This window comes from Kitasatospora sp. NPDC001095 (genome assembly GCF_053598615.1).
Window position 1 is genome coordinate 35,199 of the sequence record NZ_JBSFKQ010000026.1, and the last position, 12,721, is coordinate 47,919.

General features: G+C 72.4%; 12 protein-coding genes. 7 read left to right on the plus strand and 5 right to left on the minus strand.

The annotated features are described in order from the left end of the window. Window positions 1-30: 30 nt before the first annotated feature. The 3 genes from xseA to ACWDBB_RS21540 all read left to right on the plus strand — a co-directional run bounded on the left by xseA (window position 31) and on the right by ACWDBB_RS21540 (window position 2,311). Window positions 31-1,242, plus strand: coding sequence for an exodeoxyribonuclease VII large subunit (gene xseA / locus ACWDBB_RS21530; protein WP_449791144.1), 1,212 nt, complete (start codon window positions 31-33; stop codon window positions 1,240-1,242). A 64-nt stretch (window positions 1,243-1,306) separates the two neighbouring features. Further along, window positions 1,307-1,564 (plus strand): exodeoxyribonuclease VII small subunit, encoded by a 258-nt coding sequence (locus ACWDBB_RS21535; RefSeq protein ID WP_449791145.1) that lies wholly within the window; start codon window positions 1,307-1,309, stop codon window positions 1,562-1,564. A 144-nt stretch (window positions 1,565-1,708) separates the two neighbouring features. Beyond that, a complete protein-coding gene (locus ACWDBB_RS21540) occupies window positions 1,709-2,311 on the plus strand; it encodes a malonic semialdehyde reductase (RefSeq protein ID WP_449791146.1) in 603 nt (200 codons plus the stop codon). A 117-nt stretch (window positions 2,312-2,428) separates the two neighbouring features. Here the strand turns inward: ACWDBB_RS21540 and ACWDBB_RS21545 are convergent, their stop codons facing one another. Further along, entirely contained in the window at window positions 2,429-2,965 is a 537-nt protein-coding gene (locus tag ACWDBB_RS21545) for a DUF4245 domain-containing protein (protein ID WP_449791147.1), read from the minus strand. A gap of 215 nt (window positions 2,966-3,180) precedes the next feature. Between ACWDBB_RS21545 and glpX the strand changes: the two genes are divergently transcribed. Further along, the gene (glpX, locus tag ACWDBB_RS21550) at window positions 3,181-4,221 is read left to right on the plus strand and encodes a class II fructose-bisphosphatase (protein ID WP_449791148.1); all 1,041 of its coding nucleotides are present in this window, start codon (window positions 3,181-3,183) and stop codon (window positions 4,219-4,221) included. Window positions 4,222-4,309: 88 nt separating this feature from the next. On the opposite strand, the gene ACWDBB_RS21555 is transcribed toward glpX, so the two are convergent. Together ACWDBB_RS21555 and ACWDBB_RS21560 are read right to left on the minus strand one after the other, a co-directional pair. Then, window positions 4,310-4,741, minus strand: coding sequence for a WhiB family transcriptional regulator (locus ACWDBB_RS21555; RefSeq protein WP_449791149.1), 432 nt, complete (start codon window positions 4,739-4,741; stop codon window positions 4,310-4,312). Window positions 4,742-5,002: 261 nt separating this feature from the next. Further along, window positions 5,003-5,683, minus strand: coding sequence for a DUF1707 SHOCT-like domain-containing protein (locus ACWDBB_RS21560; protein WP_449791191.1), 681 nt, complete (start codon window positions 5,681-5,683; stop codon window positions 5,003-5,005). A 207-nt stretch (window positions 5,684-5,890) separates the two neighbouring features. On the opposite strand from ACWDBB_RS21560, the gene ACWDBB_RS21565 reads away from it, so the two are divergent. Further along, a complete protein-coding gene (locus ACWDBB_RS21565) occupies window positions 5,891-7,558 on the plus strand; it encodes a fumarate hydratase (RefSeq protein WP_392873725.1) in 1,668 nt (555 codons plus the stop codon). A gap of 118 nt (window positions 7,559-7,676) precedes the next feature. On the opposite strand, the gene ACWDBB_RS21570 is transcribed toward ACWDBB_RS21565, so the two are convergent. Then, window positions 7,677-8,435, minus strand: a complete 759-nt coding sequence (locus tag ACWDBB_RS21570; RefSeq protein ID WP_449791150.1) for a GntR family transcriptional regulator — start codon at window positions 8,433-8,435, stop codon at window positions 7,677-7,679. 135 nt (window positions 8,436-8,570) lie between these two features. Here ACWDBB_RS21570 and ACWDBB_RS21575 point away from each other — a divergent pair, with 135 nt between their 5' ends. Next, complete coding sequence (locus ACWDBB_RS21575) at window positions 8,571-8,789, plus strand: hypothetical protein (protein ID WP_449791151.1); 219 nt, start codon at window positions 8,571-8,573, stop codon at window positions 8,787-8,789. A gap of 234 nt (window positions 8,790-9,023) precedes the next feature. On the opposite strand, the gene ACWDBB_RS21580 is transcribed toward ACWDBB_RS21575, so the two are convergent. After that, window positions 9,024-9,296 carry a hypothetical protein gene (locus ACWDBB_RS21580; protein ID WP_449791152.1) on the minus strand — a complete coding sequence of 91 codons (273 nt, stop codon included), beginning with the start codon at window positions 9,294-9,296 and terminating at the stop codon, window positions 9,024-9,026. 214 nt (window positions 9,297-9,510) lie between these two features. Here ACWDBB_RS21580 and ACWDBB_RS21585 point away from each other — a divergent pair, with 214 nt between their 5' ends. Beyond that, complete coding sequence (locus tag ACWDBB_RS21585) at window positions 9,511-12,477, plus strand: AfsR/SARP family transcriptional regulator (RefSeq protein ID WP_449791153.1); 2,967 nt, start codon at window positions 9,511-9,513, stop codon at window positions 12,475-12,477. Window positions 12,478-12,721 lie beyond the last annotated feature (244 nt).

Sequence of the window (12,721 nt, forward strand, 5' to 3'; positions counted from 1 at the left end):
GTGTCGGCCGGCGCCGCTAGCCTCGTACGCATGGCCAACACCAGCTCCCCCGAAGCGCCGCTCCCGGTCGGCAAGGTCTCCGCGCTGATCGGCGGCTGGATCGACCGGCTCGGCGCGGTCTGGGTGGAGGGGCAGATCACCCAGCTCAGCCGCCGCCCCGGCGCGGGCGTGGTGTTCCTGACCCTGCGCGACCCCCAGGCCGACGTGTCGCTCACGGTGACCTGCTTCCGCTCGGTGTTCGACCAGGTCGCGGACGTGGTGCAGGAGGGCGCGCGGGTCGTCGTGCACGCCAAGCCGGAGTGGTACGCGGCGCGCGGGCAGCTGTCGATGCGCGCCTCCGAGATCCGGCCGGTGGGCCTGGGCGAGCTGCTGGCCCGGCTGGAGCAGCTGAAGCGGCGGCTCGCCGGGGAGGGCCTGTTCGCGGCCGAGCGCAAGAAGCCTCTGCCGTTCCTGCCGCAGTGCGTCGGGCTGGTCACCGGGCGCGGTTCGGCCGCCGAGCGGGACGTCCTGGAGAACGCCCGGCGGCGCTGGCCGGCCGTCCGCTTCGAGGTGCGCAACGTCCCGGTGCAGGGGGTCAGCGCGGTGGAGCGGGTGTGCGCGGCCGTGCGGGAGCTGGACGAGCACCCCGAGGTCGACGTGATCGTCGTGGCCCGCGGCGGCGGCAGCGTGGAGGACCTGCTGCCGTTCTCGGACGAGGGGCTGGTGCGGCTGGTCGCGGCCGCCCGTACGCCGGTGGTGAGCGCGATCGGGCACGAGCCGGACCAGCCGCTGCTGGACTTCGTGGCCGACCTGCGCGCCTCCACCCCGACCGACGCGGCCAAACGGGTGGTCCCGGACGTCGGCGAGGAGCTGGCGAAGATCCGCCAGCTGCGCGACCGCGCCCGCCGGCACGTGCTGTCCCGGGTCGAGCGCGAGCAGCACGGGCTGGACGGGGTGCGCAGCCGTCCGGCGCTGGCCGCCCCGCACCGGATGCTGGACGGGCGCGGGCAGGAGGTGGACGGCCTGCTGGAGCGGGCCCGGCGCACCCTGCGGCACCGGCTGGACCACGCGCAGAGCGACCTCGGGCACACCCTGGCCCGGGTGGTCGCGCTCTCCCCGGCGGCCACCCTGGAGCGCGGCTACGCGGTGCTCCAGCGGGCGGACGGCACGGTGGTGACAGACCCGGCGCAGGTCGCGCCCGGCGAGGGGCTGCACGCCCGGGTGGCGGGCGGCGGCCTCGACGTCACCGTGGACGCCCGGTAGGCAGGCCCTGACCACGGCCGGACGGGGCTGGGGAGTGTCGGCCCGAGCCCCTACGCTGGCACGCATGGCAGAGCAGCAGGAACAGCAGGACGCGGCGGCGCCGAACCCGGACGACGCGCTGGGCTACGAGCACGCCCGGGACGCGCTGCTGGACGTCGTCCGGCAGCTGGAGAACGGCGGAACCTCGCTGGAGGAGTCGCTGGCCCTGTGGGAGCGCGGCGAGCAGCTGGCGAAGGTGTGCCAGCGCTGGCTGGACGGCGCCCGGGCCCGGCTGGACGCCGCGCTGGCCGCCGAGGAGGGCGCGAGCCCGGGCGGGGAGTGAGGCCGCGCGGCGGCTGGAAACCGGGCGGGAGTGAAGCAGCTCACACCCGCTTGGGGAATCGTTGAAACTTCACCTATGTTGGAGGAAGTGATCGGCCGCGGCCGGTCACACCGACGAACTCCTTTCCGCATGAGGTGCACAAGCATGACCACCGACGCCCTGGTACTCGACGCCGCCGCCCAGGACCTGCTGTTCCGCGAGGCCCGCACCGCGAACACCTTCACCGACGAGCCGGTCTCCGAGGAGCAGATCCGGGCCATCTACGAGCTGGTCAAGTTCGGCCCGACCGCCTTCAACCAGCAGCCGCTGCGCGTCGTCCTGGTCCGCTCGGCCGAGGGCCGCGAGCGCCTCGTCCGGCAGATGGCGGACGGCAACAAGGAGAAGACCGCCGCCGCCCCGCTGGTCGCCATCCTGGCCGTGGACAACGAGTTCCACGAGGAGCTGCCGACCCAGCTCCCGCACTTCCCGCAGGCCAAGGACCTGTTCTTCTCGGAGCGCAGCGTCCGCGAGCAGTCCGCCACGCTGAACGGTGCCCTGCAGGCCGCCTACTTCATCGTCGGCGTGCGCGCCGCCGGCCTGGCCGCCGGCCCGATGACCGGCTTCGACGCCGACGGCATCAACAAGGAGTTCTTCGAGGACGGCGAGCACTCGGTGCTGGCCGTGGTCAACATCGGCCGGCCGGGCGAGGACGCCTGGTTCCCGCGTTCGCCGCGCCTGGCCTACGACGAGGTCGTCACCACCGTCTGATCCGCCCCGCGCACGCCGAAGGGCCCCGCACCGGTTCGTCCGGTGCGGGGCCCTTCGGCGTGCGCGTGCGCGCGGAAGCGGGTGCGGGGGCGGGGGCGGGGCGAGTGCGGGGGCGGACTACTTGAGCGCCTGCGCCAGCTCGGCCAGCTCCTCGTAGGAGGCGGTGCCGGTGAGCAGGGTGGTCCCGACGCCGGTCTGCGCGGCCAGGGCGCGGTCCTTCTCGCCCTGCAGCCGGTCCCAGGTGCGGCCGGCCACCTCGGAGGTGCCGTCCGCCTTGGCGCCCTTGACGTAGTCCGACACCAGGGAGTCGCGCGAGACGTCGCTCTGCTCGACCGCCGCGTACTGGCCGGAGGGAGTCACGAAGCCCAGGTGCCAGGCGTTGCCCTTGCCGTTGTTCTGGTCGGCCGGCCGGTAGGCGACCGAGGTGGCCCGCCACTTCTCCGGCAGCCCCTCCGGGGCGAGCAGCGGGTACGGCGCGGCGCGCTTGGCGGAGGCCGCCGCGACCTTGTACTCGACCACGTGCACCGGGTCGCCGTTGGCGTCGTGCGGGAGGAACAGGTACCCGATCCAGACGATGAAACCGACCGCCAGCATCGACAGGACCATGTCCCGTACGGTCTGCCGACCCCTCATGCCCTTGCTGTCTGCTGCCACCCCCACATGGTGACTCATCCACACACCGGGACGGCCACCAGGGGTGTCCACGTACGGATGAAAGGGGTCGAACCGGTGTTTTCCGCCACAGAGCAGCGACCCGCGCCACAGACAGTCATCTCATGGGCAGATACGATCGCAATACCCTCACCACGGCGTTCGACCTGGCAGTAGTCGGGCGCTCACTGGCCGTCGCGTACAGAGAGGTAACGACGATGACCACGCAGTACCCGCACCACCTTCCCAGTGCCCTGGAGGTCGCGCCCGAGGCTCCCGACCGGAACCTCGCGCTCGAGCTCGTCCGGGTCACCGAGGCGGCCGCGATGGCCGCCGGCCGGTGGGTCGGACGTGGCGACAAGAACGGCGCGGACGGTGCCGCCGTGAAGGCGATGCGCACCCTCGTCTCGACCGTGTCGATGAACGGCGTGGTCGTCATCGGCGAGGGCGAGAAGGACGAAGCCCCGATGCTCTACAACGGCGAGCGGGTCGGCGACGGCACCGGCGCCGAGTGCGACGTCGCGGTCGACCCGGTGGACGGCACCACGCTGACCGCCAAGGGCATGAACAACGCGGTGGCCGTGCTGGCCGTCGCCGACCGCGGCACCATGTTCGACCCCAGCGCCGTGTTCTACATGGACAAGCTGGTGGCCGGCCCGGAGGCCGCCGAGTTCGTCGACATCACCGCCCCGGCCGCGGTCAACATCCGCCGGGTCGCCAAGGCCAAGGGCAGCGCCGTCGAGGACGTCACCGTCGTCGTGCTCGACCGCCCGCGCCACGACGGCCTGGTCCGGGAGATCCGCGAGGCGGGCGCCCGGATCAAGTTCATCTCGGACGGCGACGTGGCCGGCGCCATCATGGCCGCCCGCGAGGGCACCGGCGTCGACCTGCTGATGGGCATCGGCGGCACCCCCGAGGGCATCATCGCGGCCTGCGCGATGAAGTGCATGGGCGGCGTGATCCAGGGCCGGCTGTGGCCCAAGGACGAGGCCGAGCGGCAGAAGGCCCTGGACGCCGGCCACGACCTGGACCGGGTGCTCACCACGGACGACCTGGTCAGCGGCGAGAACGTGTTCTTCGTCGCCACCGGCATCACCGACGGCGAGCTGCTGCGCGGCGTGCACTACCGCTCGGAGACCGCCACCACCAGCTCGCTGGTGATGCGCTCCAAGAGCGGCACCATCCGCGAGATCAACTCCACCCACAAGCTCTCGAAGCTGCGGGCGTACAGCGCGATCGACTTCGACCGCGCCAACTGAGGCCCGGAAGAACGCGGCACCGCGGCCCCGGCGGAATCCCCCTCCGCCGGGGCCGCGGCGCGTCGCCGTCCCGCTCTCGGGCCCGCCGTCACCCGGCTATCCGGCGCCGCGCGGCCTCCGTCGCCCGGGCCGCCTCGCGCAGCTCCGCGTCCCGGCGGCGGCGCCGGGCCAGCACCACCCGCCGCTCGGCGGCCGTCAGCCCGCCCCAGACCCCGTACGGCTCCGGCTGGGCCAGCGCGTGCTCGCGGCACTCCAGCAGCACCGGACACCGGGCGCACACCTGCTTGGCCTGCTCCTCGCGCGACAGCCGGGCCGCCGTGGGCTCCTTGGAGGGCGCGAAGAACAGCCCCGCCTCGTCCCGCCGACACGCGGCACCGGTGTGCCAGGGGTTGTCCTCGCCCGCGGGGGCACCCGCCTGGCCGCCCTGGGGCTGCGGCTGCGGCCGGACGCCGGGGCGGCGCTCCAGGACCTGCGCGGCGGCGACTGGCGAGGTGGTGCGGGACTCGATCGGATGCAGCACGGCCGTACTCCTGACGAGGCTCTCGGACACGGGGATCCCTCGCTCCCCCGCCGGCCGCGAGCCCCCGCTGTCCAACCCGGCACGGCCGCTCGGCCGCCTCCGGTGCGCAGCCGTCCAAGAAGCGATGTGCGGAAGGAACTACCCCGCCCGGCCGCGATTCATGCACACTGCACGCAATCGACTACGCAGCGCACTGGCCGCAACGCCGAGCGCCCGGCCGGGAGTTGATCCACGGTCGGGCGCTTCGCAGGTCAATGGCGGTCAGTCGACGCCGAGTTGGCGGCGCACCCACTCCTTCAGCTTCTTGCCCCGGCGCGGCTTCGCCTCACAACCGCCGAACAGCGCAAGGCCCTTGACCCGGACAACCGGAGCGTACGGGTCCGCCGCGGTCGTCTCCCGGACGTCGAAACCGCCGAAGATGCCGATGCCGGAGCCCTGCAGGGTGACGTTCTCCGGGACCCGGACCTCGACCCCGCCGAAGATCGCCGTCACGGTGATCTCCACCTCGGGGGACTCGAACACGGCGTCGGTCAGGTCGATGTCCACCCCGCCGAACGCGGCGAAGGCGCTCAGGTGCGAGCCCACCCGCCAGCGGCCCTTGCGGGCGGCGCCGCCGAAGATCGCCACCACCGTGGGGGACTCCAGGCGCGCGGGCGGCTGCGGCGGCGACGGCTGCGGGGCGGCCGGCGGCGGCTTCTCGAAGGACAGCGGACGGGCCGGCAGGTCCCGGGTCAGCGGCGCGAGGTCACCGAAGGTCTTCGCGGCGTAGGCGGCCTCGATCCGCTCGGCGTGCTCGTCCGCGTCCAGGCGGCCCTCGGCGTAGGCGTCCCGCAGCAGTTCCGCGACCTTCTCGCGGTCGGCGTCGGAGACGCGCAACTCCGCTTCCGCGGCCGGCGCGTGCGGGCGCGGTGCGGCCTGCGCCCCGCTCTCGGGCTTGGTCATCGGTACGGGCGCCGGCACCGGCGGCTGCCCCGGGTCGTCGTGCGACGGCGAGTTGTCCACGGGATCAGACTAGTCGCTCGCACTCCCGAGCGAGTGAGCCCGGTCACGCAAGGCTGCCCTGTCCGCATGCCGACCTCCGACGGGTCCTACCCTTGATGGTGCTTCGCCGACGCAGCCGGACCAACTGGACAGCTAAGGACCGCCCCCATGGCTCCCACGCCAGACTTCGAGTACAGCGACCTGCTCCCCCTGGGCGCTGACCCGACCCCGTACCGCAAGCTCACCTCCGAGGGTGTCTCCACCTTCGAGGCCGGCGGTCGCACCTTCCTCCAGGTCGAGCCCGAGGCGCTGCGGCTGCTGACGGCCGAGGCGATGCACGACATCTCGCACTACCTGCGCCCCGCCCACCTCGCCCAGCTGCGCCGCATCCTGGACGACCCGGAGGCCAGCCCCAACGACCGCTTCGTCGCGCTCGACCTGCTGAAGAACGTCAACATCTCGGCCGGCGGCATCCTCCCGATGTGCCAGGACACCGGCACCGCGATCGTCATGGGCAAGCGCGGTCAGAACGTGCTGACCGAGGGCGGCGACGAGTCCGCCATCGCGCGCGGCGTGTTCGACGCGTACACCAAGCTCAACCTGCGCTACTCCCAGATGGCCCCGGTGACCACCTGGGACGAGAAGAACACCGGCAACAACCTGCCGGCCCAGATCGAGCTGTACGCCACCGACGGGGACGCGTACAAGTTCCTGTTCATGGCCAAGGGCGGCGGCTCCGCCAACAAGTCGTACCTGTACCAGGAGACCAAGGCCATCCTGAACGAGGCGAGCATGCTCTCGTTCCTGGAGCAGAAGATCCGCTCGCTGGGCACCGCGGCCTGCCCGCCGTACCACCTGGCCATCGTGATCGGCGGCACCAGCGCCGAGTTCGCGCTGAAGACCGCCAAGTACGCCTCGGCGCACTACCTGGACAACCTGCCGACCTCGGGCAACGCCAAGACCGGCCACGGCTTCCGCGACCTGGAACTGGAGGCCAAGGTCACCGAGCTGACCCAGAAGATCGGCATCGGCGCCCAGTTCGGCGGCAAGTACTTCTGCCACGACGTGCGCGTGGTGCGCCTGCCGCGGCACGGCGCCTCGCTGCCGGTCGCGATGGCCGTCTCCTGCTCCGCCGACCGCCAGGCGCTCGGCAAGATCACCGCCGAGGGCGTGTTCCTGGAGCAGCTGGAGACCGACCCGGCGAAGTACCTGCCGGACACCACCGACGAGCACCTCGACGACGACGTGGTGCGCGTCGACCTCGACCAGCCGATGTCCGCGATCCGCGCCGAGCTCTCCAAGTACCCGGTGAAGACCCGGCTGTCACTCACCGGCACGCTCGTGGTCGCCCGCGACATCGCCCACGCCAAGATCAAGGAGCGCCTGGACGCCGGCGAGGGCATGCCCAAGTACCTCCAGGACCACCCGGTCTACTACGCGGGCCCGGCCAAGACCCCCGAGGGCTACGCCTCCGGCTCCTTCGGCCCGACCACGGCCGGCCGGATGGACTCCTACGTCGACCAGTTCCAGGCGGCCGGCGGCTCGATGGTCATGCTCGCCAAGGGCAACCGCAGCAAGCAGGTCACCGACGCCTGCGCCGCGCACGGCGGCTTCTACCTCGGCTCGATCGGCGGCCCGGCCGCCCGTCTCGCCCAGGACTGCATCAAGAAGGTCGAGGTGCTGGAGTACGCCGAGCTCGGCATGGAGGCGGTCTGGCGCATCGAGGTCGAGGACTTCCCGGCCTTCATCGTCGTCGACGACAAGGGCAACGACTTCTTCCGCGAGACCACCGAGGGCCCGCTGATCACCAACCTGCGCGTCCGCTCCAAGGAGTAGCCCCGCCCGGGGCCGTCCCCGCAGGCCCCCGCAGCACCCCCCGAACCGCCCCGGCCGCTGGAACCCGCGCCCGGGGCGGTTCCACGTCCGTTCCCGCGCCGCACCGGCCGATCCGCGCTCAGGCGTCGAAGTCGTACTCCAGGACGTAGGAGGCGGCGTCCAGGGTCATCTCGTTGAGTTCGACGACCTGCCCCTCGTCGGCGAAGGCGGTGCGGCAGATCAGGATGACCGGGGTGCCGGCGGACAGTTCCAGGCGGGTGGACTCCTCCGAGCTGGGCATCCGGGAGCGGACCTCCTCGCGGAAGTGCACGGGCTTGGCGCCGACCTCGGCGAGCCGGGCGAAGATGCCGCCGGGGCCGGTGTCCTCGCGGGTGATGGCGGTGCCCGCGACCAGCCCGGCGGGCAGGTAGGAGGTGGAGAGCAGCACCGGCTTGCCGTCCAGCACGAAGCGGCGCTGCCGCACGCACATCGGGGCGCCCGGGTCGACCCCGAGCACCCGCGCCACGTGCTCGGGCGCGCCCTGCTCGGCGACGGTCACCTGGTCGACCACCAGGCTGCGGTTGTCGATGTCCGCCGACCATATCGACCGGCCGGACCCCCACTGCCCCTGCGCCAGCCGCTGGATGCCGCGCCGGCGCAGCGGCCGGAAGTCCCGGACGAACACCCCGGCGCCGCGGCGCGCCTCGGCGATGCCCTCGCTCTGCAGCACGCCGAGCGCCTGACGAGCCGTCATCCGGGCCACGCCGTACTCGTCCATGAGGTCGTTCTCGCCGGGCAGGCGGTCGCCCGCGCGGTACCGGCCGGCGGCGATGGCCGCCTTCAGCGCTTCGGCGATCCGCTGGTACTTGGGCTGCTTGTCGCCACTGCTACCGGTCATCGCCGCTCTCCCTCTGCCTCGGACAAATCGTAGGCGCGCCCGCGGCCGCCGGTAAGGAGATACGACGGGCCGTTGACATCTCTAGAGATATTAGCTTCTCTAGAGATGCTGGGCACACGCCGAAAGGAGCAGGCGGTGAGCACCCGACAGCGCGACACCTCGGCCTACCGGCCACACACGGGTGAACTCGTCCTCGACCGGAGGACCGGACGCACCGGCATCTACATGGACACCCTCGGCGGCGAGCACTACCTGCGCCCCGAGGGCGGCGGCCGGGAATGGACCGCCGAACCGCACCAGGTCTCACCCGTTCCCGGGCCCCGCGATTCGACTGAATGGGATCATTTGCGGTAATTGCGGCAAAATCCACGCAAATCGCAACGTTCAGGACTCGACAATCCCCCGGTGAATCCGGAATTCCGGAACGCCGGACGCCCCACGACCGGCACGTTACGGATAGCACCGGTCACCATGCGTGCACCAGGGGCCGAAATCGGCCACCACGGTGCACTCGCACACGAATTGGCGCGCATAACCGACGGCGCCCCCGCGCCCGGACAGGGCGCGGGGGCACTCGGCCACAACGGCTTACGGGTTGCCGCCGACCGCGTTCTCCGGCCGGTACGGGCCGCCCGGCTCACCGGCGGGCTCCTCGATGTACTGGCCCTCGTCACCGAAGGAGCCGTTCTCGAACGCGTTCTTCTCCGCGTCGGTCGGCGCGGTGTACCCGGTCGGGTCCGAGGCCGCGGTCACCGCGCCCTCCACAGCCTTGCCCGCCTCCACAGCGGCGGCCGGGGTGCCGGTCTGCGCCGCGTTCTCGGGCGTCGACAGCACCGGGGTCTCGCTCTGGTCATTGGCCATTGGGCGGCCGCCTTTCGGTCATCAAATGTGTTCAGCCCGACCTCTGTGGCGCGGGCGCGCGGACAGTATCGTAGGGTTGATTAAATGTCCGATAAACATCGTGCGACTTGCGGCGCCGTCCGGCAGAGTCGGGCGTCCGCCTAAGCTGAAGCCTCGCGGCGGACCGCCGAGCGCCCTTTCACGGAATCGACACCACAGGCCATCGGGGGACTTCATGGAGTTTCTGGAGACGCCGCAGAACCCTGCGCTGCGCTTCCAAGTCCTCGGTCCGGTCCAGGCCTGGCTCGACGGCAAGCCCCTCTCCCTCGGATCGCCCCAGCAGCAAGCGGTGCTCACCACCCTCCTGCTGCACTCCGGACGCCCGGTCACCACCCAGGACCTGGTCGACGCCCTCTGGGGCGACCGGCCCCCCACCCAGGCCGTGGCCGCGCTGCGCACCTACATCTCCCGCCTGCGCTCCGTCATCGAGCCCCGGCGCGAGGTGCGCCGGCCCGCCGAACTGCTGGTCTCCGTCGCCGACGGCTACGCGCTGCGCATCCCGGGCGAGGCCCTCGACCTGACGGTCTTCGAGCGGCTCTCCGCCGAGGCCGCCACCGCCCGCACCTCCGGCGACAAGCACAAGGCGCACCGGCTGCTGACGCAGGCGCTGGACCTGTTCAGCGGACGTCCGCTGACCGGCGTCCCCGGCCCGTACGCCGACGCCCAGCGCGGGCGGCTGGCCGAGCGCCAGGTGGCGGCGACCGAGGAGCTGTGCGCCGCCGCGCTCGACATCGGCCTGCACGCCGAGATCGTCGGCGAGCTCGACAACCTGACGACAGAGCACCCACTGCGCGAGCGCCTGCGCGAACTGCTGATGCTGGCGCTGTACCGCTGCGGACGCCAGGCCGAGGCACTCGGTGTCTACACCGACACCCGCAAGCTGCTGATCGAGGAGCTCGGGGTCGAACCGGGCGCGGGCCTGTCCGCGATGCACACCCGCATCCTCGCGGCCGACCCGGCGCTCGCCGTCCCGGTCGCCCCCGCCCCTGGCCCCACCGTCCGCGAGGACGGCCCGGCCACACCCCCCGCTCCGGCCCAACTCCCGGCCGACGTATCCGACTTCAGCGGACGAACGGAACTGGCGGTCGACCTCTCGGCGGCCCTGATGAACGCCACCGGTCAGGCCGTGGTCGTGACCTCGCTGGCCGGCATCGGCGGCGTCGGCAAGACCACCCTCGCGGTTCACGTCGCCCACCGGGTCCGCGCCGAGTTTCCGGACGGGCAGCTGTACGTCGACCTGCGCGGAGCCGGCGTCTCGCCCGCCGACCCGGCGGTCGTCCTGGGCGACTTCCTGCACGCGCTCGGTGTCGCCGACAACCCCGAGTCGCTCGAACAGCGTGCCGCCCTCTACCGCTCACTGCTCGCGAACCGCCGCATGCTGATCCTGCTGGACAACGCGCGCGACGCGGAGCAGATCCGGCCGCTCATCCCCGGCGTCTCCGGCTGTGCCGTGCTCGCCACCAGCCGGTCCCGGCTGGCCGACATCCCCGGCGCCCAGCTGTTCGACGTCGAGGAGCTGACCCCCGACGAGGCGCTGGCGCTGTTCTCGGCCGTCGTCGGCGAGCAGCGGGTCGCCGCCGAGCCCGAGGCCGCCATGAAGGTGGTCACCGCCTGCGGCTTCCTGCCGCTGGCCGTACGCATCGCCGCCGCCCGACTGGCCAGCCGCCCGCGGTGGAGCGTCTCCGACCTGGCCCGTCGGTTAGCCGACCAACGCCGACGGCTGGACGAACTCCAGCTCGGCAACCTCGCGGTGGAGACCACCATCGGGCTCGGCTACGGACAGCTGTCCGCGACCGAGGCCCGCGCCTTTCGGCTGCTCGCGCTGATCGACTCCCCCGACGTCCCCCTGGCGGCCGCCGCAGCACTGCTCGGCGTGGACGAGTACACCGCCGAGGACCTCGCCGAGGCCCTGGTCGAGGCGAACATGCTGGAGTGCTTCGCCCCCGGCCGCTACCGCTACCACGACCTGCTCCGGCTCTACGCCCAGCGGCAGAACGAGCGGACAGGAGACACCGGCGAGCAGGAGCAGGCGGTGCTCCGGCTGCTCGACCTGCTGATCCCGACCGTGCGAAACGCGGCCCAGGTGATCGAGCCGGACGAACCCGTGCTCGAACAGCTGACCGCACCCACGTCGCCGGGAATCGGCCTGCCCACGAGTCAGGCCGCACAGGACTGGCTGCGTACCGAGGGCGGTCTGTTGCTCAGCACCGTCGAGGCCGCCGCGACCGGCCCCGGCGCCCTGCAGCGCGCAGCCATCGACCTGTTGAACTACCTGATCAGCATCGACCCGGACCCGACCCGCGGCCCCCGGGCACTGCGGACCCTGGAGGCCATCGGTGCGGACGCGCGTCGTCGTGACGACTCGGCCGCGCTCGCCCGGGTGCACTTCGCCCGCGGCACCCTGCAGTCCGACACCAGCGACTTCCAGGGGGCCGAACAGTCCTTCCGCCGGAGCCTGGACCACCAGGCGCCGGACGACCCGACCGTCCTGCTCCTCGCCACGGCCAACATGCTGGGCGTGATGCTGAACGTCGGCAACCGTCCGGCCGAGGCCCTGTCGTTCTACGAACAGGCCCGTGCCACCAGCCAGGCCGTCGGCGCACCGACGGCCGAGGCGCGGGTGGTCAGCAACATGGCCCGGGCTCAGCACCGGCTCGGCATGACGGAGACGGCGATCCGGTCCGCCGGCGAGGGTGTCGCCGCCGCTCGGGAGTCCAAGAACGGCCCGCTGCTCGCGCAGACGCTCTACCAGCTCGGTGTGGTGCTCTCCGGCGCCGAGGCCGTCCCGCACCTGAGGGAGGCGCACGAGCTGTACCAGTCGCAGCAGAACGCCCTGTGGGGCGGTTACACCCTGGCCCGCCTCGCCACCGCCCTGCTCGCGGCCGGGCAGCCCACCGAGGCCGCCGAGGCGGCCGGCGAGTCGCTCGCGATCGCCCAGGAGCTGGACTCCGCCTACTGCCAGGGCCTGGCGAACGCCGCACTCGGCGAGGCGCTGCTGGCGCTCGCCCAGCCGGCCCGTGGGCTCGCCTGCCTCCAGGAGGCACATGCGATCTTCATCCGGCTCGGTGTGCCCGAGGCCTCCCCCGTGGCGGACCTCATCTCCCAGCAGCACACCGAGCCCTTCTCTCCCCCCGCGCCGTAAGGCCTCCGCTCCCCCACGGAAGACCTCCCCCGTTCCGCGCGTCGGCGCTCCCGCAGCCCCCCGGCTGCGGGAGCGCCCTCAACGCTTCCCCGGCGCTGGACTCCACTCTGCACCGCGCCGATTGACGTTCGATAAACGTCCGATAGTCGGCCTGCGGATCGGCAAAACCGCAGGTCATCGACGTCAGTCTGACGCGTTGTCCGGCGCGCGGGGCCTCGCGCACAACCCCGCCCACACCCTCGTG